This window comes from Pseudomonas sp. Tav-5-1A (assembly GCF_055755055.1).
Window position 1 is genome coordinate 4301061 of the sequence record NZ_CM146901.1, and the last position, 24912, is coordinate 4325972.

Annotated in this window: 24 protein-coding genes; 16 read left to right on the forward strand and 8 right to left on the reverse strand. The window is 65.7% G+C overall.

The genetic code is table 11. The annotated features are described in order from the left end of the window. Positions 1-71: 71 nt before the first annotated feature. A complete protein-coding gene (locus AC0J42_RS19525; protein WP_473003194.1) occupies positions 72-626 on the reverse strand; it encodes an NADPH-dependent FMN reductase in 555 nt (184 codons plus the stop codon). 175 nt (positions 627-801) lie between these two features. Between AC0J42_RS19525 and AC0J42_RS19530 the strand changes: the two genes are divergently transcribed. Both AC0J42_RS19530 and AC0J42_RS19535 read left to right on the forward strand, forming a co-directional pair. After that, the gene (locus AC0J42_RS19530) at positions 802-1020 is read left to right on the forward strand and encodes a hypothetical protein (protein ID WP_416425304.1); all 219 of its coding nucleotides are present in this window, start codon (positions 802-804) and stop codon (positions 1018-1020) included. 93 nt (positions 1021-1113) lie between these two features. After that, the gene (locus AC0J42_RS19535; protein ID WP_473003196.1) at positions 1114-2007 is read left to right on the forward strand and encodes a LysR family transcriptional regulator; all 894 of its coding nucleotides are present in this window, start codon (positions 1114-1116) and stop codon (positions 2005-2007) included. Between the two features lie 67 nt (positions 2008-2074). Here the strand turns inward: AC0J42_RS19535 and AC0J42_RS19540 are convergent, their stop codons facing one another. The 3 genes from AC0J42_RS19540 to dnaQ all read right to left on the reverse strand — a co-directional run bounded on the left by AC0J42_RS19540 (position 2075) and on the right by dnaQ (position 5768). After that, entirely contained in the window at positions 2075-2623 is a 549-nt protein-coding gene (locus AC0J42_RS19540) for a GNAT family N-acetyltransferase (protein ID WP_416425306.1), read from the reverse strand. Then, positions 2620-4875, reverse strand: a complete 2256-nt coding sequence (locus AC0J42_RS19545; protein WP_473003198.1) for an Orn/Lys/Arg family decarboxylase — start codon at positions 4873-4875, stop codon at positions 2620-2622. Before AC0J42_RS19545 ends, AC0J42_RS19540 begins: the two co-directional genes overlap by 4 nt. A 134-nt stretch (positions 4876-5009) precedes the next feature. Further along, on the reverse strand, positions 5010-5768 hold the full coding sequence (gene dnaQ, locus AC0J42_RS19550; protein ID WP_416425308.1) for a DNA polymerase III subunit epsilon: 759 nt from the start codon (positions 5766-5768) through the stop codon (positions 5010-5012). A gap of 283 nt (positions 5769-6051) precedes the next feature. Here dnaQ and AC0J42_RS19555 point away from each other — a divergent pair, with 283 nt between their 5' ends. The 3 genes from AC0J42_RS19555 (at position 6052) to AC0J42_RS19565 (ending at position 8122) form a co-directional block, all read left to right on the forward strand. Continuing rightward, positions 6052-6225: a hypothetical protein gene (locus AC0J42_RS19555; RefSeq protein ID WP_473003201.1), complete on the forward strand. Its 174-nt coding sequence runs from the start codon at positions 6052-6054 to the stop codon at positions 6223-6225. Further along, positions 6226-6855, forward strand: coding sequence for a hypothetical protein (locus AC0J42_RS19560; RefSeq protein ID WP_473003203.1), 630 nt, complete (start codon positions 6226-6228; stop codon positions 6853-6855). Between the two features lie 94 nt (positions 6856-6949). Beyond that, the gene (locus AC0J42_RS19565; protein ID WP_416425311.1) at positions 6950-8122 is read left to right on the forward strand and encodes a MalY/PatB family protein; all 1173 of its coding nucleotides are present in this window, start codon (positions 6950-6952) and stop codon (positions 8120-8122) included. Between the two features lie 96 nt (positions 8123-8218). On the opposite strand, the gene rnhA is transcribed toward AC0J42_RS19565, so the two are convergent. Together rnhA and AC0J42_RS19575 are read right to left on the reverse strand one after the other, a co-directional pair. After that, a complete protein-coding gene (rnhA, locus tag AC0J42_RS19570; protein ID WP_416425312.1) occupies positions 8219-8668 on the reverse strand; it encodes a ribonuclease HI in 450 nt (149 codons plus the stop codon). Positions 8669-8687: 19 nt separating this feature from the next. Next, positions 8688-9446, reverse strand: a complete 759-nt coding sequence (locus tag AC0J42_RS19575) for a class I SAM-dependent methyltransferase (RefSeq protein ID WP_416425313.1) — start codon at positions 9444-9446, stop codon at positions 8688-8690. An 83-nt stretch (positions 9447-9529) separates the two neighbouring features. On the opposite strand from AC0J42_RS19575, the gene gloB reads away from it, so the two are divergent. The 8 genes from gloB (at position 9530) to AC0J42_RS19615 (ending at position 19652) form a co-directional block, all read left to right on the forward strand. Then, complete coding sequence (gene gloB / locus AC0J42_RS19580) at positions 9530-10309, forward strand: hydroxyacylglutathione hydrolase (RefSeq protein WP_473003206.1); 780 nt, start codon at positions 9530-9532, stop codon at positions 10307-10309. A 99-nt stretch (positions 10310-10408) separates the two neighbouring features. Beyond that, positions 10409-11875 (forward strand): transglycosylase SLT domain-containing protein, encoded by a 1467-nt coding sequence (locus AC0J42_RS19585; protein WP_416425315.1) that lies wholly within the window; start codon positions 10409-10411, stop codon positions 11873-11875. Between the two features lie 121 nt (positions 11876-11996). After that, positions 11997-12227, forward strand: coding sequence for a hypothetical protein (locus AC0J42_RS19590; protein WP_416425316.1), 231 nt, complete (start codon positions 11997-11999; stop codon positions 12225-12227). A gap of 70 nt (positions 12228-12297) precedes the next feature. Continuing rightward, the gene (locus tag AC0J42_RS19595) at positions 12298-14124 is read left to right on the forward strand and encodes an extracellular solute-binding protein (protein ID WP_473006884.1); all 1827 of its coding nucleotides are present in this window, start codon (positions 12298-12300) and stop codon (positions 14122-14124) included. After that, entirely contained in the window at positions 14121-15959 is a 1839-nt protein-coding gene (locus tag AC0J42_RS19600) for an extracellular solute-binding protein (RefSeq protein WP_473003208.1), read from the forward strand. The genes AC0J42_RS19595 and AC0J42_RS19600 overlap by 4 nt, the downstream gene beginning before the upstream one ends. A gap of 1 nt (position 15960) precedes the next feature. Then, a complete protein-coding gene (locus AC0J42_RS19605; protein WP_473003210.1) occupies positions 15961-17034 on the forward strand; it encodes a microcin C ABC transporter permease YejB in 1074 nt (357 codons plus the stop codon). Between the two features lies 1 nt (position 17035). Further along, a complete protein-coding gene (locus AC0J42_RS19610; protein ID WP_416425319.1) occupies positions 17036-18055 on the forward strand; it encodes an ABC transporter permease in 1020 nt (339 codons plus the stop codon). Position 18056: 1 nt separating this feature from the next. Beyond that, positions 18057-19652 (forward strand): ABC transporter ATP-binding protein, encoded by a 1596-nt coding sequence (locus tag AC0J42_RS19615; protein WP_473003212.1) that lies wholly within the window; start codon positions 18057-18059, stop codon positions 19650-19652. Positions 19653-20194: 542 nt separating this feature from the next. Here the strand turns inward: AC0J42_RS19615 and AC0J42_RS19620 are convergent. Continuing rightward, the gene (locus AC0J42_RS19620; RefSeq protein WP_473003215.1) at positions 20195-21463 is read right to left on the reverse strand and encodes a sensor domain-containing phosphodiesterase; all 1269 of its coding nucleotides are present in this window, start codon (positions 21461-21463) and stop codon (positions 20195-20197) included. A 193-nt stretch (positions 21464-21656) separates the two neighbouring features. On the opposite strand from AC0J42_RS19620, the gene msrB reads away from it, so the two are divergent. Next, entirely contained in the window at positions 21657-22169 is a 513-nt protein-coding gene (gene msrB / locus AC0J42_RS19625; protein ID WP_473003217.1) for a peptide-methionine (R)-S-oxide reductase MsrB, read from the forward strand. A 100-nt stretch (positions 22170-22269) separates the two neighbouring features. On the opposite strand, the gene AC0J42_RS19630 is transcribed toward msrB, so the two are convergent. Further along, the gene (locus tag AC0J42_RS19630) at positions 22270-23157 is read right to left on the reverse strand and encodes a LysR substrate-binding domain-containing protein (RefSeq protein WP_416425324.1); all 888 of its coding nucleotides are present in this window, start codon (positions 23155-23157) and stop codon (positions 22270-22272) included. Between the two features lie 127 nt (positions 23158-23284). On the opposite strand from AC0J42_RS19630, the gene AC0J42_RS19635 reads away from it, so the two are divergent. Further along, entirely contained in the window at positions 23285-24049 is a 765-nt protein-coding gene (locus tag AC0J42_RS19635) for a glucose 1-dehydrogenase (protein WP_473003219.1), read from the forward strand. Positions 24050-24073: 24 nt separating this feature from the next. Further along, the gene (aroE, locus tag AC0J42_RS19640) at positions 24074-24889 is read left to right on the forward strand and encodes a shikimate dehydrogenase (RefSeq protein ID WP_473003221.1); all 816 of its coding nucleotides are present in this window, start codon (positions 24074-24076) and stop codon (positions 24887-24889) included. Positions 24890-24912 lie beyond the last annotated feature (23 nt).

Consider the following 24912-nt stretch of genomic DNA (forward strand, 5'->3'; position numbering starts at 1 on the left):
GGCCCTGACGTACGCTGGAGCGTCTTCAGTGTGGTCCAGGGCCGGCGCAGCCTGGCGGCAGCGGCTACAGGTCAGGCGTGATACCGCTCCACCCACTTCGCATACGCATCGATGAAGCCCTGCAGGAACGGCTTGCTCTTCTCCGCCAGCGCCCCGCTGTCATCGAACAACGCCCCCGCATTGCCCACGTACGCCTCGGGTTGCTGCATGCACGGCACATCCAGGAATACCAGGGACTGGCGCAGGTGATGGTTGGCGCCAAAGCCGCCAATCGCCCCCGGCGACACGCTGATCACCGCACCCGGCTTGCCTGCCCAGGAACTCTTGCCATACGGCCTTGAACCTACGTCAATGGCATTTTTCAACGGCGCCGGCACCGAACGGTTGTATTCGGGGGTGACGAACAACACGGCATCCGACGAACCGAGGGCATTGCGAAAGGCCGTATAGGCCGCCGGTGGTGTACCATCGATGTCTTCGTTATAAAGCGGCAAGTCGCCAATTTCGATGATCTTCAATGACAGGCTCGGTGGTGCCAGGGCGATCAAGGCCTGGGCGACCTTGCGGTTGAGGGATGCTTTTCTCAAGCTGCCGACCAGGACGGCGACGGAGTACACCTTGCTCATGACTGCTCCAACATTTCCGGCAAAAGGAGGTGTAGGTATAGATGAGCCTGGCGTGGTTTGCCTCGCGACGTTCCGGAAGCCGGTTTTTTTTCATCAACGGTAAAACTTCCCAGGTAAAACAGTGGTCTACAGGGCGCAAGTTTCACACGTGGATATATTCAGAGGTTGTAATTCAATGGCTGCAGTACTCGTTGGACAGTTTCATGCGCGGGATGCCGAAGGTCGGATCTACCCGGTGCATGAATTCCAGGAAGCCACCTTGGAGGCGGACGGCAGCAGCGGCTCGGCCCCTAGAACCACTTATCGTCTGGCCATTGGCGACCGCGTCAACCACCTGGGTGATGACCGTTTCGAACTGGTCCAGAGCGGCGTCGAGATCATCCGTATCCCGTGAGCCCTTCCCGCGTCGCTGGCAGTGGTCGCGCAACGCCCGGCATAATGCCCCATCGAGCCGGCCGGCTCCCCTCACCGGGCACGGATTGCACTCATGCGACTACGCCACATTGAAGTGATTCAGGCGCTCATGCACGGCGGCAGCCTCAGCGCTGCCGCCGAGTTGCTGCAACTTCCCCAGGACACCCTCAACGCCACGCTGCAGGACGCCGAGACCCAGAGCGGCCTGTTGCTGTTCGCGCGCGTGCGCGGGCGTTTCCAGCCCACTGCTGAGGCCCTGGCGCTGGCCGCCACCCTCGACCTGCTGGACGCGCCGCTGGAACAGCTGCGCCGTCAGGCCGCCGACCTGCGCCTGCACCAGGAAACACCCCTGCGGGTAATCTGCACCGAAGCCCTGGCCCACCGCCTGCTGCCGCAGAGCCTGGCCGCCCTGCGCCGGCGCTTCCAGGACACGCCCTGCCAACTGCTCAGCCAGCCCACCGCCAGCATCGTCCGCAGCCTGCTGCTGCGCGAAGGCGAACTGGGCCTGAGCCTGCACCCGCCGCACCATCCCGACATCGACTGCACGGCGCTGCTGGAGGGCAAGCTGCAACTGCTGGCGCCTCACGGCTGGCTGTCGCCCAAGCACAAGTACATCGGCATCCAGGAGCTGGCCGGCCAGGCCATGATCGGCCTCGAAGGCCAGGACCCGCTCAGCCTCAGGCTCGACGCCAAACTGGAAGCGTTGCGCCCGGCGCCCAAGGTGCAGACCCGGGTGCAGAACTACTCGATGATGCGCAGCATGGTCGAGGCCGGCGAAGGCCTGGCGGTGGTGGACCCGTTCACTGCGGCAGGTGCGCGCGAGGCCGGGCTGGACGTGTGCCCGATCTCGCCGGCGGTGCCGGTGACCTTGTACGCGCTGACGCTCAAGGGCAGCGAGCCGAGTGCGGCGTTGAAGGCGCTGTTGGAAATCGTCGAGCAAAAGGCCCAGGGGATGTTGAACCCATGACGCGGCCTGCGGCCGCTGCTACGGGACGGCAGTCCTCGTAGCAGCGGCCGCAGGCCGCGTCCAAGGGCTAAAACATCAAATACCAGAACATCGCCACCTCGCTGGTCTGCGGGTCGATGCCGCGGTAGCGCAGGTGGTCGATGCCGCCCAGTTCGAAGCCGAAGCCTTCATACAAGCGGCACGCCGCCAGGTTGTTGTTCTGGGTTTCCAGCATGATTCCCGGCAGGCGCTTCTTGCGCGCCCACCACTGCGTCACCCCCAGCAAGGCGCGGGCCACGCCGTGGCGGCGGGCCGGGGCGTGCACCGCCAGTTCGTCGACGTGGGCCAGGCCGTTCCAATTGGTGCTCACCACCACGTGGCCCACCGGGCGGCCGTCCAGCCAGGCGACGAAAATCGCGCTGTCGTCCTTGTCGCGGTAGCTGCGGAATTCGTCCGGGTCGATGCCGTAGCACTTCTGGTACGGCGCCACCGCCTGCACTGGCCACTGGGCCACGGGCTTGCCGATCTGCGGGCACGCATAGCCGCGTACCTCAAAGGCGTATTCGCTGTCCAGCACATAAGGCGCGAAGGCGTCATCCGCCAGGCGCACGGCAATGGCCGGGTTGACCGTACTCATGACTTCTCGGTCTCCTTGATGCAGTCGACCGTGTAAGGGCCGTATTCGTGTTGCAAGCCGTGCACGTCGGCGACAAAGCCGGGGAAGCCCTGGTCGAACGCGCGGGCGAAGGCCAGGTAGTCGATCACCGAGCGCGTGGAATCGCTGAAGCGCTCCCCCGGCATGATCAACGGAATGCCCGGCGGGTAAGGCACCAGCATGACCGCTGCGATGCGCCCCGGCAACTCGTCTATGGGTACCGCTTCCACTTCACCGCGCACCAGCGCGTCGTAGGCGTCGGCCGGGCTCATGGCCACTTCGGGCAAGGCGGTGTACATGCGCTTGAGGTGCTTGGCGGTGGCGTTGCTGCGGTAACAGCCGTGCAGCTGGTCGCACAGGTCGCGCAGGCCCATGCCCTGGTAGCGCACCGGGTCCAGGCGCGCCACGCAGGGCAGGCACTGCATCAGCTCAATGTTGGCGTCGTAGCTGCGCTTGAACTCCAGGAGCTCGGTGAGCAGCGTGCTCCATTTGCCCTTGGTGATGCCCATGGAAAAGAGCACCAGGAACGAATACAGCCCGGTCTTCTCCACCACCAGGCCGCGCTCCCAGAGGAACTTGCTGACCACCGCCGCCGGTATGCCGTGCTCGCTCAAGGCACCCGAGGCGGTCAGCCCCGGCATCACCAGGGTCACCTTGATGGGGTCGAGCAGCACGTAGTCCTCGGCCACCTCGCCGAAGCCGTGCCAGTCGGCCTCGGGCGCCAGCAGCCAGTCGCCGGTGCTGACCTGCTCCGCGCCCTCCACTCCCGGCGGCTGCCAGATGCTGAACCACCAGTCATCGGCGCCGAACGACTGCCGCAGGTTGGCCAGGGCACGCCTGAAGCTCAAGGCCTCGTCGAACATTTCCTGCAGCAGCGAGCGCCCGGCCGGGCCTTCCATCATCGCCGAGGCCACGTCCAGCGAGGCGATGATGCTGTACTGCGGCGAGGTGGAGATGTGCATCATGAAGGCTTCGTTGAAGCGGTCGCGATCCAGTTGGCGCAGGCCGCCGTCCTGCACGTGGATCATCGATGCCTGGCTGAACGCGGCCATCAGCTTGTGGGTGGAGTGGGTGCTGAACACCAGCGGGCTGTCGTCGTTGCGGGTGGTGCCCATGCCGTAGCGGCCGGCGAAGAACTCATGGAAGGCGGCATAGGCGTACCAGGCCTCGTCGAAATGCAGCACCTCGACGCTGCTGCCCAGGGTGCGCTTGATCAGCTCGGCGTTGTAGCACAGGCCGTCGTAGGTGGAGTTGGTGACCACCGCCAGCTTGACCTTGGGCGGCCGCCCGCGCGTGAGCGGGTTGGCCTGGATCTTGGCTTGGATCGACGCCGGGCTGAACTCGCCCAGGGGGATGGGGCCGATGATGCCCAGCTCGTTGCGCTCCGGCGTCAGGTACAACGGGATGGCGCCGGTCATGATGATGGCGTGCAGCACCGACTTGTGGCAGTTGCGGTCCACCAGCACCAGGTCGCCGCGGGCGACGGTGGCGTGCCAGACGATCTTGTTGGCGGTGGAGGTGCCATTGATGACGAAAAAGGTGTGGTCGGCGCCGAAGTTACGCGCGGCCCGCGCCTCGGCCTCGGCCAGCGGCCCGGTGTGGTCGAGCAGCGAGCCCAGCTCGGGCACCGACACCGACAGGTCCGAGCGCAGGGTGTTCTCCCCGAAGAACTGGTGGAACGCCTGGCCCACCGGGCTCTTGCGGTAGGCCACGCCACCGCCGTGGCCGGGGGTATGCCAGGAATAGTTGGATTGCGCGGTGTGCTGCACCAGCGCCTTGAAGAACGGTGGCAGCAGGCCGTCCAGGTAATTGCGCGCAGCGCGGGCCACCTGACGGGCCAGGAACGGCACCGTGTCTTCGAACAGGTAAAGGATGCCGCGCAGCTGGTTGAGTTCGCTCAAGGCATCGGCCGAGGCATTCTCCAGCGTCACCTGCTCGCCCAGGGCGAAGATCGGCAGGTTTGGCGCGCGCACCCGCGCCAGACGAATCAACGTCACCATGTTCTTCAGCAGGTGGGTGTGCTCGCCCGCGCCCTCGGCGGCAATCAGCATGCAGGCCAGACCATGGTGGGTGGCGGCCACCAGCCGCGCTTCGGCGTCGTCGGTGGCCAGCAGGATGCTGAAGCCTTCCTGCTCCAGCTCCTGGGCAATGCCCCGCACCCGCGCGCCGGCCACGGTGTCGGCCTTGACGTCGCGGTGCACGATCAGCACGGGAAACTTCAGGTCTTTGTACATCGCAGGCAGCCCCGAGACGGCCGCAAAAGGGCGGCCCATGGTCTCAGGGTAGAAGGTTGGCGGCCTGCGTGTCAGGCAAGACGGTGCGGGTGTAATAAAAGGTCGCCCCTGGATAATTCAGGGGCAAAGCGCTATCAGGCGGGTGCGCCCTGTTCCGCTTCCAGCAGCTGGCTCCACAGCGCCGGGGCGCCGGCCGACTTGGCGATGATCGCCAGGCGCGCCTCGTGCTCGGCCAGTTCGGCCTCGCTGGCGCGAATCACCGGGGCGTGGCGGCGGTCGGCGGGCAGGCGGCGAATTTCGCTGCCCTGGTTGCCCGAGCCATCGCCGGCGCCGTCGCTGGAGTTGCCGGCCAGCGACAGGCTGGTCTGGCCACCGGTCATGGCCAGGTAGACGTCCGCCAGAATCTCGGAGTCGAGCAACGCGCCGTGCAGCTCACGGCCGGAGTTGTCCACGCCATAGCGCTTGCACAGGGCGTCGAGGCTGTTGCGCTGGCCGGGGTGGCGCTCACGGGCCATGGCCAGGGTGTCGAGCACCGTGCAATAAGTGGTGACGTCGGCCCGGTCCTGCTGGCCCATCAAGGCGAATTCGTTGTTGATGAAACCAACGTCGAACGCCGCGTTGTGGATGATCAGCTCGGCGCCCTTGATGAACTCGAAGAACTCCTCGGCCACCTCGGCAAAGCGTGGCTTGCCGATCAGGAACTGGTCGGTGATGCCGTGCACGCCGATCGCGCCTTCGTCGCTTGAGCGGTCCGGCTGCAAATAGACGTGGAAATTGCGCCCGGTCAGGCGCCGGCCGATGACTTCGACACAACCGATTTCGATGATCCGGTGACCATCGGTGACCGGCATGCCGGTGGTTTCGGTATCGAGGACTACGTATCTCGTCGCCATGGGTGCAACACTCTCGTCATTTCAACAGCGGGGACAGCCGCGCACTTTAGCATAAGTGGGGGCTGTTAGAGGTGTCGCGGTGCGTCCATTGCCTTGTGCAGGATCCGCACAATGGCGATGCCATAAACCTGTACTGTCAGGTCCATCTGTGTAAGCGTTGGCCCGTGTCGAGCAAAGCACCCACAGACACTCTCCTGGCTGATCACTCGCGGTTACAGTTTGCCCAGGCAGGCACCCTGGCAAGCGCATAGAATGGCCCGACTTCGCCCCTAGGACACTTTCAATGCCTGAAACCGCCACCAAAGCCGGCCAACCGGCACTCTCCCACTTTGAAGCGGGAGAGCGAATGCGAGCTTTCGCCCTGCGCCTGCGCACCGACCGCATCGAAGCCAAGGCCTTCCGCGAAAAAACCGGGGTTTTCGACAAGACCGGCGAACTGACGCCCGAATATCGCTAGATGTATCAGTTACTGCCTTCCTTCGTACTCGGTTTCCACGGCTGCGACCGGGCGGTCGGCGAAGCGGTGCTGGCAGGCGATCATCTTCGCTCCAGCGAAAATGATTGGGACTGGCTCGGTGCCGGTGTCTACTTTTGGGAAAACAGCCCGCACCGTGCGTTGAGCTACGCGCAAATGCTGAGGCAGTTGACCAAACAAACCAAGGGCACCATCAATGACCCCTTCGTGATTGGCGCAATCATCGACCCAGGCCTGTGCCTTAACCTCAGTGACGAAGGCGCATTGTTTGAACTTCGGGGCGCCTACGAGATATTGGCGGCCTCGGTCGAAGACCCAATGATGCTGCCCCGCAACGTGGCAGGCTATTCAAGTGATATCGACGCGATCAAGCGCCACCTGGATTGCGCGGTATTCGAGACGCTTCACGCATGGCGTGAAAACGAGGCACTTTCCAGCTACCACACCGTGAGATCCCCTTTCCAGGAGGGCAGTTCGCTGTACCCCGGCAGTGGGTTTAACGAAAAATCCCATGTGCAGATCTGCGTACGGGACCCGTCGCATATCAAAGGTTACTTTCGCCCGCTGGACGCCAACGGTAAAACCTTCCAACACCATAACCCCTCCCGGTAGCAGGCCGCCAGGCGGCGTCCGAGGCCGGTGGCCGTCTCCACAAGTGCAGCACCGCCAAAAATACCGCATATTATCGCCCTCGCCCGCCCAACCCATGGAGACCCGCGTGGCCAACACATTCAACCTGGACACCGTCCACGACCGCCACAACACCGGCAGCACCAAGTGGAGCCGCTTCCCCGCCGACGTGCTGCCCATGTGGGTGGCCGACATGGACTTCGCCGTGGCGCCGGGCATTGTCCAGGCCCTGCAGGAGCGCCTGATGCACCCGATGCTGGGCTACAGCGTGGCCCAGGAGAGCCTGCGCGGCACCCTGGTCAAGGCTCTGCGCGAGCTGTTCGACTGGCAGGTGGCGCCCGAGGAGCTGGTGTTCCTGCCCGGCGTGGAAGGCGGCGTGAACATGGCGCTCAATGGCCTGCTGGCGCCCGGCGCCGGGGTGGTGGTGCAGACGCCCAACTACCGGCCGCTGCTGAACGCCGCCGGGCACTGGAACCAGCCGCGCATCGACCTGCCGTTCCACGTGGACGCCAACGGCCTGTACCCCACTGACCTGAAGGCGCTGGACCAGGCCCTGGGCCAGGCCGGGGCGATGATCCTCAGCAACCCGCACAACCCGCTGGGCAAGGTGTTCGAACGCGCTGAACTGCAGGCCATCGCCGACGCCTGCGTGGCCCACGACACCCTGCTGATCAGCGACGAGATCCACGCGCAGATCCTGTTCGACGGGCGCAAGCACATCCCCATCGCCAGCCTGAACGATGACATCGCCCAGCGCACCATCACCCTGATGTCGGCCACCAAGGCGTTCAACATCGCCGGCATGAAGAACGCCTTTGCAGTGATCAAGAACCCGTCACTGCGCCACCGCTTCAACAACGCACGCCTGGGCATGGTCGACAGCGTCAGCACCCTGGGCCTGGTGGCCACCGAGGCGGCCTTCACCCATGGCGGCGCATGGCTGGCCGAGGTGACCGCCTACCTGCAGGCCAACCGGGATTACCTGGCCAACGCCGTGGCCACCCGGCTGCCGGGCGTGACCATGACGCTGCCCCAGGGCACCTACCTGGCGTGGCTGGACTGCACGGCGCTGGGGCTGAACGACCCGCATGCCTTCTTCCTCAAGGAAGCCAAGGTGGGGCTGAGCCCAGGCACCGATTTCGATGACGCGGTGGGTGGGCAGTTCGTGCGCTTGAACTTCGGTTGCCCGCGGGCGCTGCTGGAGGAAGGGATTGCACGGATGGAGCGGGCGCTGAAGGCCCGCAATTGATGTAGCCGCGGCCACATTCTGTGGGAGCTGGCTTGCCAGCGAGCTTTTGACGCCCTGAAAACTCGCTGGCAAGCCAGCTCCCACAACTGCTACACGTCAGCGCTTGAGCGCGCGAACCTCATCCACCCCACGGTTCGCCAGCTGGTCGGCACGCTCGTTGCCATGGTGGCCCGTATGGCCGCGTACCCATTTCCAGGTCACGGTGTGGCGCCCCACCTGCTCATCCAGCATCTGCCACAGGTCGGCGTTCTTCACCGGCTGCTTGGCGGCGGTCTTCCAGCCGCGCTTCTTCCAGTTGACCATCCACTCGTTGATGCCCTTCATCACATACTCGGAGTCGGTCACCAGCAGCACCTCGCAGGGGCGCTTGAGTTCTTCCAGGCCGCGGATGGCCGCCATCAGCTCCATGCGGTTGTTGGTGGTGGCCGCCTCGCCGCCCCACAGTTCCTTTTCCACGCCCTTGCATACCAGCAGGGCGCCCCAGCCACCGACGCCCGGGTTGCCCTTGCAGGCGCCGTCGGTGAAGATTTCAACGCTATCGCTCATTACTACCTATCCGTCGATGTCAGGGTTCGCTGTTGCGTCGATTGACCTTGGCCATCGGCAACGGAATCAACTTGCCCATGGGTTCGCGACGCACCTGGCGCAGCGGGCGCAGGCCCACCACCAGTTTGCGCGCGACCAATATATAGAAGCCGCCACCGGCACTTTGCCAGTGGCCGGCGCGGCGCTCCCAGCCGGCCAGGCGTGCCTGCCAGGCGGGGGACGCAAGCGGCGGACGATAGCACCCGAACCGGCGTTTCTCCAGCGCAAAGCCCAGCAGGTTGAGCCAGTCGCCCACCCGCGAGGCGGAAAAGCAGCGCGCCTTGCGCAGGGCATCATGGGCGAAGGCACGGCGCAGGCCCCAGGCGCTCCAGGGGTTGATGCCGACGATGATCAGGTGCCCGCCGGGGCGCACGGCGCTGGCCGCCTCGCGCAGCAGGCCGTGTGGCGACAGGCTGAAATCCAGGCCGTGCTGCAGCACCACCACGTCGGCGGCGTGCTCGCTCAACGGCCAGGCCTGCTCCTCGCAGACAATCTCCACCCCCGGCAGCGGCGCCCCCAGGCGTACGTTGCGCTGCACCTGCGGGGCCTGGGGTGGCAGCTGGGCGCTGGGGCCGTAATGCACCAGGTAGCCGCCGAAGAAACGGCCCAGCTCTTCTTCCAGCAACGCCTGCTCTTCAGTAAGCAGGAACTGGCCCAACGGGCCCTCGAACCAGTCCCTGGCCTGGCCGATCAACTCCAGCCACTCCGGGTCGGCCTGCGCAAACGCTTTATCGGTCATTGCCTTCTCCCATCGAAGAGGTTCACCAATAGCCCCAACAGGTTCTAAGATGCACCATTATTCAACGCTTAGCGAATCGCGCCATGATACAGATCGACGCACTGCCAGCCTTCACCGATAACTACCTGTGGTTGTTACAAGACACTGCAAGCAAGCGCTGCGCCGTGGTCGACCCGGGCGACGCCGCGCCGGTGCTGGCCTGGCTGGCCGCCCACCCGGGCTGGCAGTTGAGCGACATCCTGGTCACCCACCACCACCACGACCACGTGGGCGGCGTGGCCGAGCTCAAGCAGGCCACCGGCGCCACGGTGTACGGCCCCGCGAATGAAACCATTCCGGCCCGCGACGTGGCCCTGGACGACGGCGCCCGCATCGATGTGCTGGGCCTGGGCTTCGACGTGATGGCCGTACCTGGCCACACCCTGGGCCACATCGCCTATTACCACGCCCAGGCAGAGACGCCGCTGCTGTTCTGCGGCGACACCCTGTTCGCCGGCGGTTGCGGCCGCCTGTTCGAGGGCACGCCTGCACAGATGCATGATTCGCTCCAGCGCCTGGCCGCCCTGCCCGCCGCCACCGCGGTGTACTGCACCCACGAATACACCTTGAGCAACCTGCGCTTCGCCTGCGCGGTGGAACCGCAAAACCCGCAGCTTGCCCAACGTTTCGCTGACGTTACCGCCCTGCGCGAGCAAAATCGCATCACCTTGCCATCAAGCATGGCCCTGGAATTGCAGACCAACCCGTTTTTGCGTGTCAATGAAGCAGGTGTCAGAAAAAAAGCAGACGAACGGACAGGCGTCGTAAACCCTTCTCCCGTGGCCGTTTTTGCTGCGCTTAGGGCATGGAAAGATAAGTTCTAAAGCCCTCGCGCTTGCGTCCAAAAATTCTGAAAGGTTGACCCGGGGGTGGGCAGTTTCTAGAATCGCCCGACATTTTTGCCCGGATCACCTTCCCAGCCAATGTCGTCCAACACTCGAAAGCCCTTCAATTCAGACGCATTGACGCGGTTGGCACAGGCCATCGCGCTGACCCTGCCGGTGATTCTGGCGGGCTGCCAAAGCACGGGCCAGGTTCCGGATGCCGAGAGCGTCAGGCTGCACAGCCTGAACGCACGCATCAAGCAGAAACCCATCTTCCCGGATGCCCAACAGGCCCACCAGCAAGCGCCCCAGGACGTCTGGGAACGCATGCGCCAGGGCTTCCAGCTGCAGGATGGCGTGGCGGTGAACCCGCGGGTCGAGCAACAACGCCTGTGGTTCGTCAGCAACCCGTCCTTCCTGGAAAACGCCAGCGGCCGCGGCAGCCTGTACATGCACTACATCGTCGAGCGCCTGGAAGAACGCAACATGCCGCTGGAGCTGGCCCTGCTGCCAGTGATCGAAAGCGCCTACAACCCCATGGCCTATTCGCGCAGCGATGCCAGCGGGTTGTGGCAGTTCATCCCTTCCACCGGCCGTTACTTCAACCTGCGCCAGACCCGTTTCTACGACGGCCGCCGCGACGTGACCGCGTCCACCGCCGCCGCGCTGGACTACCTCAGCCGCCTGCACGACATGTTCAACGGCGACTGGCTGCTGGCCCTGGCGGCCTACAACGCCGGCGAAGGCACGGTCAGCCGTGCCATCGAGCGCAACGAGAAGCTGGGCCTGCCCACCGACTACTGGAACCTGCCGCTGCCCCAGGAAACCCGCGACTACGTGCCCAAGCTGTTGGCACTGTCGGAGCTGGTGATGTCCCCCGAGGCCTACGGCGTGAACCTCAACCCCATCGCCAACCAGCCGTATTTCGAGGTGGTGGAGGTCAACCAGCAGATGGATCTGGGCCGCGTCGCGGCGCTGGCCAACATCGATGAGGACGAGCTGTTCCAGCTCAACCCGGCCCTCAAGCAGCGCGTCACCGTGGACGGCCCCCAGCACCTGCTGGTGCCGACCGCCAAGGCCCACCTGCTGACCGAGAGCCTGGCCAAGATGGGCCCCGAGGAACTGCTGACCCTGGCGCCCAAGCGCAAGCTCGTCGAAGACGTTGCTCGCGTGGACATGCCAGCGCGCCGCCGCACCTACAAGGTCAAGCGCGGTGACAACCTGGGCCTGATCGCCCGCGCCAACAAGGTTGACGTGAAAGACCTGCAGCACTGGAACAAGCTGTCGGGCATGCACCTGAAGGTCGGCCAGACCCTGGTGATGCAGGACAACAGCCGCCCTGCCACCAAGGCCCGTGGCAAGACCACCGCCGTGGCCAGCGCACGCACCAGCAAGGGTGGCAAGAGCGGCCAGGTCGCCACCCGCTACAAGATTCGCAAGGGCGACTCGCTGTACGTGGTGGCCCAGCGCTTCAACGTCGAGGTCAACCACCTCAAGCGCTGGAACCCCAACACCGCACGTGCGCTGAAACCAGGCCAGACCCTGGTCGTCTACCGCGACCGCTGATATCCCCACACCCCCGTAGGAGCCGCGCTTGCGCGCGATGAGGCCGTGCCTGACACACCGCGGCGCTACCATCGCGACCAAGGTCGGCTCCTACGCGAAACTTTTTACGCAAGGCATCATCATGACCACCGAAACCCCTGAAGCGCTCAAAGCCCGCAAACTCGCCCACCTCGACGCCGTCCTCGAAGCCCTGGCCGCCGAGACTCGCGACGTGTCCCGCGCCTTCTACCACGGCTGGGTGCTGTCCGCCGCCATGGAGCTGTGGGACCGCGGCGTGCTCAGCCAGCAAGAGCGGCTGGACATCGAAGCCAAGGTCAAGGCCATTACCCAACCTCCGGCCGCCACCGAGTAAGCCCGGCGGACTCTTCTTCAACCAGAGACAAACTGTTACTGTACCGGTAATAAATCGGATCTCTGACTTGATGCGTTCGCTCCTGCTCTCACTAGGCCTGGTCCTGAGCTGTCACGCTGGCGCGACGGTGTTCCAGAGCCATGGCTACGCCCAGTTCGGCACCCTCAAGTACCCGGCCAGCTTCACCCATTTCGACTGGGCCAACCCCCAGGCGCCCAAGGGCGGCACCCTGCGGGTGATGGCGTTCGGCACCTTCGACACGCTCAACCCCTACACCTTCAAGGGCAGCAGCCCGGTAAGCACGCCGAACTTCATCCAGTACGGCGTCAGCGAGCAGAACGAAACCCTGATGGTCGGCACCGGCCAGTACGACCCGTCCGGCGACGAGCCCACGTCCAGCTACGGCCTGATCGCCAAGAGCGTGGAATACAGCGAAGATCGCAGCTGGGTGGTGTTCAACCTACGCCCCGAGGCGCGCTTCAACGACGGCGTGCCGATCACCGCGCGCGACGTAGCCTTCTCCTACCGCACCCTGCTCAAGGAAGGCCACCCGCAGTACCGCACCAGCCTGCAGGAAGTGCAGCGCGTGGACATTCTCGGCCCCCAGCGCATCCGCTTCGTGTTCAAGCGCAGCGCCAACCCGCTGCTGATTTTGCGCATGGGCGAGCTGCCGGTGCTGCCCGAGCACTATTGGCAAGGCCGCGACTTCCAGGCCACCACCTTCGAGCCACCGGTTACCAGCGGCCCCTACCGCATCACCCAGGTGGTGCCGGGCCGGCGCCTGGTGTTCGAGCACGTCAAGGACTGGTGGGGCCAGGACCTGCCGGTGAACCGCGGCAAGTACAACTTCGACCGCGTGGAGGTGGAGTTCTACCGCGACAACGACGTCGCCTTCGAAGCCTTCAAGGCCGGCGAGTTCGACATCTACCTGGAACACCAGGCGAAGAACTGGGCCAACGGCTACAACTACCCCGCCGTGCTGCGCGGTGACGTGATCAAGGCGCAGATCCAGCACCAGATCCCCACCCAGACCCAGGGCCTGTTCTTCAACACCCGCCGCCCGGCCCTGGCCGATGTGCGCGTGCGCGAGGCCCTGGGCCTGCTGCTGGACTTCGAATGGACCAACAGCGCCCTGTTCAACGGCGCCTACCGTCGCGCCACCAGCTACTACCCCAACAGCGAATTCAGCGCCAGCGGCCTGCCCGCCGGCAAGGAGTTCCTGCTGCTGGCACCCTACCGCCAGCAACTGCCCGCCACGCTGTTCACCCAGCCGTACAGCGTGCCCGTCACCCAGGGCCGCGGCATCGAGCGCGAGACCCTGCGCCGCGCCCTTGGGCTGTTGGCCGACGCCGGCTGGAAGCTCGACAGCCAGCGCCTGCTGAACGCCCAGGGGCAGCCGTTGCGCCTGGAACTGCTGCTGGTGAACCCGGGGCTGGAAAGGATCCTGCAACCTTATGTCGAAAACCTTCGCGGCATCGGCGTCGATGCGCGCTTGCGCACCGTCGACCGCGCCCAGTATAAGCAGCGGCTGGACCAATTCGACTTCGACATGATTCTGATGACCCTCAACCAGACCCTCAGCCCCGGCCTCGAGCAGTGGCAGTACTTCCACTCCAGCCAGGCGACGGTCAAGGGCAGCAAGAACTACGCCGGCATCGCCAACCCGGTGGTCGACCACCTGCTCGACGACCTGCTGGCCGCCCATAGCCGCGATGACCAGGTGGCCGCCGCGCGCGCCCTGGACCGCGTGCTGCTGGCGCAGCACTACATGATTCCCAATTGGTACCTGGACGCCCATCGTCTGGCCTACCGCAACCGTTTCGCTTTCGTCACCACGCCGCCCTACACCCTGGGCCTCAATACGTGGTGGCTCAAGCCTGTGGAGACTCACCCATGACGCGCCTACGCACCCTGTTGCCGGCCGCCTGCGGGTTGCTGCTGAGCGGGCTGGCCTGCGCCGCCCCGCAGCACGCCGTGACCCTGTACAACGAGGCCCCCAAGTACCCGGCCGACTTCCAGCACTTCGACTACGTGAACCCCGACGCGCCCAAGGGCGGCACCTTCCGCAACGCCGCCTCGGGCGGTTTCGACAGCTTCAACCCGTTCATCAGCAAGGGCGTGCCCGCCGACGACATCGGCCTGATCTACGACACCCTGGCGCGCCAGAGCCTGGACGAGCCGCTGACTGAATACGGCCTGGTGGCCAAGACCATCGAGAAGGCCCCCGACAACAGCTGGGTGCGCTTCACCCTGCGCCCCGAGGCGCGCTTCCACGACGGCCAGCCCATGCGCGCCGACGACGTGGTATTCACCTTCAACCTATTGATGAAGGACGGCTCGCCGCTGTACAGGAATTACTACGCCGACGTCGCCAAGGTGGAAGCCGAAGACCCGCTGCACGTGCGCTTCGACTTCAAGACCCGCGACAACCGCGAGCTGCCGGTGATCCTCGGCCAGCTGCCGGTGCTGCCCAAGCACTACTGGGCCACCCGCGACTTCAGCCGCGCCAACCTCGAATTCCCCCTGGGCAGCGGCCCCTACAAGGTGGCGGCGGTAAACGCCGGGCGCTCGGTGCGCTACGAGCGGGTCAAGGACTACTGGGCCAAGGACCTGCCCATCAACCGCGGCTCGTACAACTTCGACGTGCTGACCACCGACTACTACCGCGACAACAACGTGGCCCTGGAAGCGCTGAAGGCCGGCGCCTTCGACTACTGGCTGGAGATGACCGCGAAGAACTGGGCCACCGCCTATGACGTACCGGCGGTGCGCGAGAAACGCCTGATCCGCGAAGAGCTGCCCAACGGCAACCCGGTAGGCATGCAGGGCTTTGTCTTCAACCTGCGCCGGCCGCTGTTCCAGGACGTGCGCGTGCGCCAGGCGCTGGGCCTGCTGTTCGACTTCGAATGGAGCAACCGCCAGCTGTTCAACGGCGCCTACACGCGCACCGGCAGCTACTTCGAAAACTCCGACCTGGCCTCCTCCGGCCTGCCGGACGCCGAAGAGCTGAAAATCCTCGAACCGTTGCGCGGCAAGGTCCCCGACGCGGTGTTCACCACCCCGTTCAAGAACCCGGTCACCGACGGCAGCGGCATGATCCGCGACCAGCAGCGCCAAGCCTACAAGCTGCTGCTGGAGGCTGGCTGGCACGTGGTCAACGACCGCATGGTGGACGCCAGCGGCAAGCCGGTGAGCATCGAGTTCCTGCTGGCCCAGCCCGAGTTCGAGCGGGTACTGCTGCCCTACAAGCGCAACCTCGCCGACCTCGGCATCGAACTGGTGCTGCGCCGCGTCGACGCCTCGCAGTACGTCACCCGCCGGCGCAACCGCGACTTCGACATGATGGTCTCAAGCTTCCCGCAGTCCGACTCGCCGGGCAACGAACAGCGCGAGTACTGGGAGTCGAGCAGCGCCGACCGCAGCGGCAGCTACAACATCATGGGCATCAAGGACCCGGCCGTGGACCAGCTCACCGAAAGCCTGATCAACGCCGACACCCGCAAGAGCCTGGTCGCTCACTCACACGCCCTCGACCGAGTGCTGCTGAACAACTACTACCTGGTGCCCAACTGGCACATCAAGACCTGGCGCGTGGCCTACTGGAACCACCTGGGCCACCCGGCCGTGTCGCCCCGCTATGACGTCGGCACCATGACCTGGTGGGCCAAGCCGGACGTCAAGCCGGCCATCCCCATCACCACCGACACCGACTCGCCGGGCAAGGAGCGCTGAGATGCTGGTCTATATCTGCAAGCGCCTGCTGCTGATCATCCCGACGCTGTTCGGCATCCTCATCATCAACTTCCTGATCATCCAGGCCGCCCCCGGCGGCCCGGTGGAGCAGGCCATCGCCAAGCTTGAAGGCTTCGAAGGCGCCACCAGCCGCTTCAGCGGTGGCGGCTCGGAGGTGTCCATGGGCGGCTCCAGCTACCGTGGCGCCCAGGGCCTGGATCCGGCGCTGATCAAGGAGATCGAAAAACAGTACGGCTTCGACAAGCCCGCGGGCGAGCGCCTGTGGATCATGATCAAGAACTACGCCCACTTCGACTTCGGTTCCAGCTTCTTCCGCGACGCCAAGGTCACCGACCTGATCCTGGAGAAGATGCCGGTCTCCATCTCATTGGGGCTGTGGAGCACGCTGATCATGTACCTGGTGTCCATCCCCCTGGGCATCGCCAAGGCCACCCGCCACGGCAGCCACTTCGACGTGTGGACCAGCTCGGCGATCATCGTCGGCTACGCCATCCCGGCGTTCCTGTTCGCCATCCTGCTGATCGTGGTGTTCGCCGGCGGCAGCTACCTGGACTGGTTCCCGCTGCGCGGCCTGACCTCCAACAACTTCGACCAGCTGAGCCTGGGCGGCAAGGTGCTGGACTACTTCTGGCACCTGGCGTTGCCGGTGACGGCCCTGGTGATCGGCAACTTCGCCACCATGACCTTCCTGACCAAGAACAGCTTCCTCGACGAGATCGGCAAGCAGTACGTGGTCACCGCCAAGGCCAAGGGCCTGAGCAACAACCGCGTGCTTTACGGCCACGTGTTCCGCAACGCCATGCTGCTGGTGATCGCCGGCTTCCCCTCGGCGTTCATCGGCATCTTCTTCACCGGTTCGTTGCTGGTTGAGGTGATCTTCTCCCTCGACGGCCTCGGCCTGATGAGTTTCGAGGCCGCGGTGAACCGCGACTACCCGGTGGTCTTCGGCACCCTGTTCATCTTCACCCTGCTGGGGTTGCTGGTGAAACTGATCGGCGACCTGACCTACAGCCTGGTCGACCCACGCATCGACTTCGAACGCCGGGAGCACTGAGATGAGCCTTTCCCCCCTCAACGCCCGTCGCCTGCAGCGGTTCAAGGCCAACAAGCGCGGCTGGTGGTCGCTGTGGCTGTTCATGATTCTGTTCGTGGCCAGCCTGGGCGCCGAACTGATCGCCAACGACAAGCCCCTGGCCGTGCACTACGACGGCAGCTGGTACTTCCCGGCGTTCCAGCGCTACCCGGAGACCACCTTCGGCGGCGAATTCCCGCTGGAGGCCAACTACAAGAGCCCGTACATCCAGCAGCTGCTCAAGGCCAAGGACAGCTGGACGCTGTGGGCGCCCATTCCGTTCAGCTACCAGAGCATCAACTACGACCTCAAGGTACCGGCGCCAGCGCCACCTTCCGCGCAGAACTGGCTGGGCACCGACGACCAGGGCCGCGACGTGCTCGCGCGGGTGATCTACGGCTTCCGCATCTCGGTGCTGTTCGCCCTGACCCTGACCATCCTCAGCTCCATCGTCGGCGTCATCGCCGGCGCCCTGCAGGGCTTCTACGGCGGCTGGGTGGACCTGGCCGGGCAGCGTTTCCTGGAGGTGTGGTCGGGGCTACCGGTGCTGTACCTGCTGATCATCCTGGCCAGCTTCGTGCAACCCAACTTCTGGTGGCTGCTGGGCATCATGCTGCTGTTCTCGTGGATGAGCCTGGTGGACGTGGTGCGCGCCGAGTTCCTGCGCGGCCGCAACCTGGAGTACGTGCGCGCCGCCCGCGCCCTGGGCATGCGCGACGCCAGCATCATGTTCCAGCACATCCTGCCCAACGCCATGGTCTCGACCATGACCTTCATGCCGTTCATTCTCACCGGCGCCATCGGCACCCTTACCGCCCTCGACTTCCTGGGCTTCGGCCTGCCCGCCGGCTCGCCGTCGCTGGGCGAACTGGTGTCCCAGGGCAAGTCCAACCTGCAGGCGCCGTGGCTGGGCATCAGCGCCTTTGCCGTGCTGGCGCTGATGCTGAGCCTGCTGGTGTTCATCGGCGAAGCCGCCCGCGACGCGTTCGATCCAAGGAAATGACATGCACCCTGACAACCTGATCGAAATCCGCGACCTGGCGGTGCAATTCGACAACAACGAACGCTCGGCCCGGGTGGTGGAAGGCGTGAGCTTCGACATCCGCCGCGGCGAGACCCTGGCGCTGGTGGGCGAAAGCGGCTCGGGCAAGTCCGTCACCGCGCACTCCATCCTGCGCCTGCTGCCCTACCCCATCGCCAGCCACCCCAGCGGCACGGTGATGTACGAGGGCCAGGACCTGCTGCACATGGACGAAAAGCGCCTGCGGCAGATTCGCGGCAACCGCATCGCCATGATCTTCCAGGAGCCCATGACCTCGCTGAACCCGCTGCACAGCATCGAGAAGCAGATCAACGAAGTGCTCGGCCTGCACAAGGGCCTCACCGGCAAGGCCGCCACCGCGCGTACCCTGGAGCTGCTGGAGATGGTCGGCATCCCCGAGCCGCGCCAGCGCCTCAAGGCCCTGCCCCATGAGCTGTCCGGCGGCCAGCGCCAGCGCGTGATGATCGCCATGGCCCTGGCCAACGAGCCGCAACTGCTGATCGCCGACGAGCCCACCACCGCCCTCGACGTCACCGTGCAGCTGAAAATCCTCGAACTGCTCAAGTCCCTGCAACAGCGCCTGGGCATGGCCCTGCTGCTGATCACCCACGACCTCAACCTGGTGAAGCGCGTGGCCCAGCGGGTGTGCGTGATGCAACAGGGCTGCATCGTCGAACAGGGCGACTGCGAGCAGCTGTTCAACCACCCCCGGCACCCCTACACCCGCGAATTGCTGGGGGCCGAACCGCGTGGCGAACCGGCCGCCACCGTGGCGGGTGAGCCGATGCTGGAAGTCGACGACCTGAAGGTGTGGTTCCCGATCAAGAAGGGCCTGTTCAAGCGCACCACCGACTACGTCAAGGCCGTGGACGGCATCCAGTTCAGCCTGCCGCGCGGGCAGACGTTGGGCATCGTCGGCGAGAGCGGCTCGGGCAAATCCACCCTGGGCCTGGCCATCCTGCGGCTGATCGCCAGCCAGGGCGCCATCCGCTTCCACGGCCAGCCCCTGGAGCGCCTCAACCGCGAACAGGTACGCCCGCTGCGCCGGCAGATGCAGGTGGTGTTCCAGGACCCGTTCGGTAGCCTCAGCCCGCGCATGAGCGTGGCGCAGATCGTTGGCGAAGGCTTGCGCATCCACCGTATCGGCACCCCGCAAGAGCAAGAGCAGGCCATCATCGAGGCGCTACAGGAAGTGGGCCTGGACCCTGCCACCCGCCACCGCTACCCCCACGAATTCTCCGGCGGCCAACGCCAGCGCATCGCCATCGCCCGGGCGCTGGTGCTCAAGCCGGCGCTGATATTGCTGGACGAACCGACCTCGGCGCTGGACCGTACGGTGCAGCGGCAGGTGGTGGAGCTGCTGCGCTCGCTGCAGCTGAAATACAACCTCACCTACCTGTTCATCAGCCATGACCTGGCGGTGGTGAAGGCCTTGAGTCATCAGTTGGTGGTGATCAAGTCAGGCCAGGTGCTGGAGCAAGGCCCCGCAGCGCAAGTGTTCTCAGCCCCGCAGCACCCCTACACCCGCCAGCTCCTCGAAGCCGCCTTCATGGCATAACCCCGCCGCTGCTACATCCTGTGGGAGCTGGCTTGCCAGCGAGCTGTTAGGGCCATAAAAGCTCGCTGGCAAGCCAGCTCCCACAAGACAGTTGCTGCTACGGGGTGTGTGCCGCGCCTTTCAACACGGCGTCCAACAGCGCCTGCGCGCTTTCCACTGACTGCACTCACAAAGCCGGCCAGTTCACCACACCCTGCGTAGCCGCTGCCGCAGGCTGCGCTGGCCCTGCGCTTCACGGAAAATCTCCAGGGTTCACACCGGCCAGCGCAGCCTGGCGGCAGCTGCTACAGAGGCGCGCCATGGTTTCGTAGCAGCGGCCACAGGCCGCGTCCCGGGACGCCGCAATGCACCAGGTACTGCGCGACTCCCTCGGACGCGGCCTGCGGCCGCTGCTACGGGCGGGGTGCCGCGCCTTTCAACACGGTGTTTGTCGTTGCGAAGGAGCTCCGCCATTTCACCACACCTTGCGCAGCCTGGCGGCAGCGGCTACAGACGATTCCGTAGCAGCGGCCACAGGCCGCGTCCCGGGGCGCCGCGGTGGCTCAGGCCGACGATGCCATGGAATCATCCAAACTGTTCACCGCCACCCGCTCCACCAACGCCAGCGCGTCCTGCAAGGTCAGCGGCCGCCCCAGCAGATACCCCTGCACCTTGTTCGCCCCCAGCAAGCGCAACGCGTCCAGCTCCGACTGGGTCTCCACCCCTTCGGCGACGATGGTGCTGCCGGTCTCGCGGGCAAAGGCGATGAGCGCCGAGGCCATGGCGCGTTTCTGTGGGTCGTGGTCGATGCCCTGGGTCAGGCTCATGTCCAGTTTGATCATGTCCGGGCGCAGTTGCAGGATGTGGCGCATGCTGGCGTAGCCGGCGCCGGCGTCGTCGATGGCCACGCGCACGCCGTTCTGGCGCAGGGGCTTGAGGGCCTTGAGTAGCCCCGTGTAGTCATTGACGATGGCGTGCTCGGTGATTTCCAACACCAGGCGGCTGGCCGGGCACGGGCTGAGCAGGTCGGTCAGGCGGCCGCTGAGCATCAGCTGCGGCGAGCAGTTGATGGTCAGGTAGGTGCCCGAGGGCAGCGCGTCCATACCCTTGAGGGCGGCGGCGATGGCGTGGCACTCCAGCTCCACGCCCAGGCCGGCCTCGGCGGCCTCCTTGAACCATTGGTCGGGGCTGCGCACCGGCTCCAGGTTAAAGCGCGACAGGCACTCCCAGCCGCAGATGCTCATGCCCTGGAAGTCGAAGATTGGCTGGTAGACGATGCTCGGCTGCTGGCTGGCCAGCACCGCGGAGATGCGTCGGTGCTTGGCCACGCGGTCGCGCACCAGGGTCAGGTCGCCCTCGATGCGGTCGGCGATCAGCTCGGCGAACACCTTCATCACCAGCAGGTCGCGCTGGCCCAGGCTGCTGTCGGCGCTGTAGCCAAAGCAGCAGAAGGTGCCGTACAGCCGGCCGTCGCTCAGGTAAATAGGCACGCTCATGTGCGAACCGATGGGCAGCGCCAGGGTTTCCGGGATGGCCAGGGCCTCGGGCACCTCGCCGGTGTTGGCGATCAGCTCGGGCAAATCGCCCTCCACCACCTTCAGGCAGTAGCCCACGTCCAGCGGCAGCGCATCGCCCGGCCGGATCGGGCCATCGCCGTCGGTGTCGACGTGGATGAACACCCGGTCACTGGTGCGAAATTGCGAGACGAACGCCACGTCCATGCCCAGATGGGTGCGCAACGCCCGCAACACCTTGTCGATACAACCCGTGCCCGTCGGTGCCTCGGATTTCAGGCTCACCACGCTGGCAAGCTGTGTGGCTGACATGTCCATGACGGCCTCCTTGATCCCTGGATCCCAAGATTCTAGGACTGTGACCTCGGAATTTCGCCGACCGCTCGGCGCTTCCTGACGAAATGCAAGGGAAATGCGAAAGGTGTCACAAAACGTTTAACCCTGTGTGAGGACTTGGCGAACGGCCGCGGCCGACACTGGCCCCATGATTCGGCCCACCAGGAGCGCCACCATGCAATCCAGACGATGGTTTTTGATCCAGGCCGCGGCAGTGACCTCGCTGGCCGCCTACGCGCTGATGAGCGGCCGCATGCGCCTGGCCATGGCGGCGGACAGCACGCCGGGCGAGACCTTCGCCGTGCAGCACAGCGATGAACAGTGGCACCAACTGCTCAGCGACGAAGCGTTCGACGTGCTGCGCCGCGCGGGCACCGAGCGGCCCTACAGTAGCCCGCTGAACAACGAGCACCGCAGCGGCCGCTTTGCCTGCGCCGGGTGCCAGCTGCCGCTGTTTTCCTCCAGCGCCAAGTTTGACAGCGGCACCGGCTGGCCGAGCTTTACCGCGCCGTTGCCGGGCGCGGTCAACGTCAGCCGCGACACCACGCTGGGCATGGAGCGCAACGAGGTGCATTGCCACCGCTGCGGCGGGCATCTGGGCCATGTGTTCGACGACGGCCCGGCGCCGACCGGGCTGCGCTACTGCATGAATGGCGTCGCCATGGCCTTCACCCCCGGCACCGCATAGACCCGTAGCAGCAACTGTCTTGTGGGAGCTGGCTTGCCAGCGAGCTTTTATGGCCTCAACAGCTCGCTGGCAAGCCAGCTCCCACAGGATGCGGCCGCTGCTACGGGTCAAGGGGATAGAGCTCATCCAGCACCTGCATCAGCGCCCGTTTGCGCGGGCTTTCCAGGCCGGTCCAGGCCACGCCGATACCGGCGCCGCTCATGGCCAGCGCCAGCGGCCGGGTGACCACCCCGGCGGGCAGCGCCGACGCCGCGCCCGCCGGCACGATGCCCACGCCCAGCCCCGCCGCCACCAGCGCCAGCAAGGTAGTGAACTCGCCCATTTCCCGGGCAATGGTCAACGTCACCTTGCGCCGATGAAAGCCCACCAGCATCTGGTCATGCAGCCCCGGCGCGTACTTGCGCGCCAGCACCAGCGCCGGGCGCCCGGCCAGGTCCTGGGGCTGGAGGCGGCGCTGGGCGCACAGCGGATCGCCCGCCGGCAGTGCCACCACCAGCGACTCCTCGAAGAGCATGCGCGTGTGCACCCCGGGCACGCTCAGCGGCAGGCGCACCAGGCCGAAATCCAGGGCGTTGTCCTGCAGCGCCCGGGCCTGCAGCAGCGAGGGCATGTCCTTGAGTTCCAGCTCGATGCGCGGGTAGCGCTGTTCCATCTGCCGCACCAGGTCGGGCAACAGTTGCGACAGCACCGACGACACGAACGCCAGGCGCACCACGCCCACCTCGCCGGCCGCCGCCTGTTGCAGCACCTCGCGCGCACGCCCGGCCTGGCGCAGGGTAGCCAGGGCCTCGGGCAGGAACAACGCGCCCTCCTCGGTCAGCTCCACGCCATGGCGGTCACGCTCGAACAGCTGCGCGCCGACGTCCTCTTCCAGCGCGCGAATCTGCGCGCTCAACGCCGGCTGCACGATGTGCAGGCGCTCGGCCGCGCGGCCGAAATGCAGTTCCTCGGCCAGGGCCGCAAAGGCCCGCAAGTGTTTGAGTTCCACACAGCCTCCATTGCTGGTGATCACGAACGGTGATCACGGCATCACCATAAACGATTGGCAGGCCCCGGCGATAGCGGTTGAAAGTAGCGCCATCCCTATTCCATAAATCCAATACCGGGAGACTCACATGACAGCAAGCTTTCGCCTGGACGGCCGGCGCGCGCTGATTACCGGCTCGGTCCGCGGCATCGGCCTGGCCCTGGCCCGCGGGTTGGCCCAGGCCGGCGCCCAGGTGGTGCTCAACGGCCGCGACGCCGAGCGCGCCCAGGCCGCCTGCGCCTTGCTGCGCGACGAAGGCCTGGCCGCCGAATACGCGGTGTTCGACGTCGCCGACCACGACGCCAGCGCCCAGGCCATCGACGCCCTGGAACAGCGCCTGGGCGCCATCGATATTCTCGTCAACAACGCCGGCATCCAGCACCGCCAGGCCCTGCAGGACTTCAGCAGCCAGGACTGGCACCGGCTGATGAGCACCAACCTCGACGGCGTGTTCAACGTATCGAAGGCCGTGGCCCGGCACATGATCGCGCGCCAGAGCGGCAAGATCATCAACATCGCCTCGGTGCAGAGCGAACTGGCCCGCCCGTCCATCGCCCCCTACGCCGCCAGCAAGGGCGCGGTGCGCATGCTCACCCGCGGCATGTGCGCCGACTGGGCTGGCCATGGCCTGCAGATCAACGCCTTGGCCCCCGGCTATTTCCGTACCGAACTGAACCAGGCTTTGGCCGACGACCCGGCGTTCGACGACTGGCTGGTGAAACGCACACCTGCCGGGCGCTGGGGCAAGGTCGAGGAGCTGTGCGGCGCCGCCGTGTTCCTGGCCTCGCCCGCCGCCGACTTCATCAACGGCCAGACCCTGTTCGTCGACGGCGGCCTGACCAGCGTCGTCTGACCCACTTTTTCCAAGGATGCCACCATGCCTCAATCACTCCCTACCCTGTGCGGCTCGATCATGGGTTCGCCGTTCTCGCTCTCGGCGAAGATCCACAACGCCGCCTACGCCGCCCTGGGCCTGGACTACACCTTCGTGTGCTTCGGCGTCGAAGACCCGGTGGCCGCCGTCGGCGCCATCCGCACTCTGGGCGTGCGCGGCATGAACGTGTCCATGCCCTACAAGCAGGCGGTCATGCCGCACCTGGACGCCATCGATGAGTCGGCCCAGGTGATTGGCGCGGTCAACACCATCAACAACGTCGACGGCGTGCTCACCGGCTACAACACCGACTACCTGGGCGCCGTGCGCGCGCTGCAGGAAGTCACCCGCCTGAACGACAAGCGCATTGCCGTGATCGGTGCCGGTGGCGCCGCCCGCGCGGTGGTCTACGGCTGCGTCAAGGCCGGCGCCCAGGTCACCGTGTTCAACCGCAGCGCCGAGCGCGGCAGCGAGCTGGCCCAGTCGCTGAAAGCGCGCTGGGGCGGTGCGGTGGAGCGTTTCGACGCCAAGGCCTTCGACATCGTCATCAACGCCACTTCGGTGGGCTTCAAGCAACCCGACAGCAACCCGCTGGACGGCCGCCTGCAAAGCCACCTGATCGTCATGGACGTGGCCTTCATGCCGGTGCAGACCGCGCTGCTGCGCCAGGCCCGCGCCCTGGGTTGCGGCACCGTGGCGGGCACGCGCATGCTGGTGCACCAGGCGTGCCGGCAGATCGAGCTGTACACGGGCCACGACGCGCCCATCGATGTGATGGAGCAGGCCATGCTCCAGGAAATCCAGCGGTTGAACCTGTAACCCATCCCGGTTGCCTATCAATA

Coding starts and splice junctions, on each gene's coding strand:
- AC0J42_RS19525 (WP_473003194.1), bottom strand. CDS start 626: ATGAGCAAGGTGTACTCCGTCGCCGTCCTGGTCGGCAGCTTGAGAAAA.
- AC0J42_RS19530 (WP_416425304.1), top strand. CDS start 802: ATGGCTGCAGTACTCGTTGGACAGTTTCATGCGCGGGATGCCGAAGGT.
- AC0J42_RS19535 (WP_473003196.1), top strand. CDS start 1,114: ATGCGACTACGCCACATTGAAGTGATTCAGGCGCTCATGCACGGCGGC.
- AC0J42_RS19540 (WP_416425306.1), bottom strand. CDS start 2,623: ATGAGTACGGTCAACCCGGCCATTGCCGTGCGCCTGGCGGATGACGCC.
- AC0J42_RS19545 (WP_473003198.1), bottom strand. CDS start 4,875: ATGTACAAAGACCTGAAGTTTCCCGTGCTGATCGTGCACCGCGACGTC.
- dnaQ (WP_416425308.1), bottom strand. CDS start 5,768: ATGGCGACGAGATACGTAGTCCTCGATACCGAAACCACCGGCATGCCG.
- AC0J42_RS19555 (WP_473003201.1), top strand. CDS start 6,052: ATGCCTGAAACCGCCACCAAAGCCGGCCAACCGGCACTCTCCCACTTT.
- AC0J42_RS19560 (WP_473003203.1), top strand. CDS start 6,226: ATGTATCAGTTACTGCCTTCCTTCGTACTCGGTTTCCACGGCTGCGAC.
- AC0J42_RS19565 (WP_416425311.1), top strand. CDS start 6,950: ATGGAGACCCGCGTGGCCAACACATTCAACCTGGACACCGTCCACGAC.
- rnhA (WP_416425312.1), bottom strand. CDS start 8,668: ATGAGCGATAGCGTTGAAATCTTCACCGACGGCGCCTGCAAGGGCAAC.
- AC0J42_RS19575 (WP_416425313.1), bottom strand. CDS start 9,446: ATGACCGATAAAGCGTTTGCGCAGGCCGACCCGGAGTGGCTGGAGTTG.
- gloB (WP_473003206.1), top strand. CDS start 9,530: ATGATACAGATCGACGCACTGCCAGCCTTCACCGATAACTACCTGTGG.
- AC0J42_RS19585 (WP_416425315.1), top strand. CDS start 10,409: ATGTCGTCCAACACTCGAAAGCCCTTCAATTCAGACGCATTGACGCGG.
- AC0J42_RS19590 (WP_416425316.1), top strand. CDS start 11,997: ATGACCACCGAAACCCCTGAAGCGCTCAAAGCCCGCAAACTCGCCCAC.
- AC0J42_RS19595 (WP_473006884.1), top strand. CDS start 12,298: ATGCGTTCGCTCCTGCTCTCACTAGGCCTGGTCCTGAGCTGTCACGCT.
- AC0J42_RS19600 (WP_473003208.1), top strand. CDS start 14,121: ATGACGCGCCTACGCACCCTGTTGCCGGCCGCCTGCGGGTTGCTGCTG.
- AC0J42_RS19605 (WP_473003210.1), top strand. CDS start 15,961: ATGCTGGTCTATATCTGCAAGCGCCTGCTGCTGATCATCCCGACGCTG.
- AC0J42_RS19610 (WP_416425319.1), top strand. CDS start 17,036: ATGAGCCTTTCCCCCCTCAACGCCCGTCGCCTGCAGCGGTTCAAGGCC.
- AC0J42_RS19615 (WP_473003212.1), top strand. CDS start 18,057: ATGCACCCTGACAACCTGATCGAAATCCGCGACCTGGCGGTGCAATTC.
- AC0J42_RS19620 (WP_473003215.1), bottom strand. CDS start 21,463: ATGGACATGTCAGCCACACAGCTTGCCAGCGTGGTGAGCCTGAAATCC.
- msrB (WP_473003217.1), top strand. CDS start 21,657: ATGCAATCCAGACGATGGTTTTTGATCCAGGCCGCGGCAGTGACCTCG.
- AC0J42_RS19635 (WP_473003219.1), top strand. CDS start 23,285: ATGACAGCAAGCTTTCGCCTGGACGGCCGGCGCGCGCTGATTACCGGC.
- aroE (WP_473003221.1), top strand. CDS start 24,074: ATGCCTCAATCACTCCCTACCCTGTGCGGCTCGATCATGGGTTCGCCG.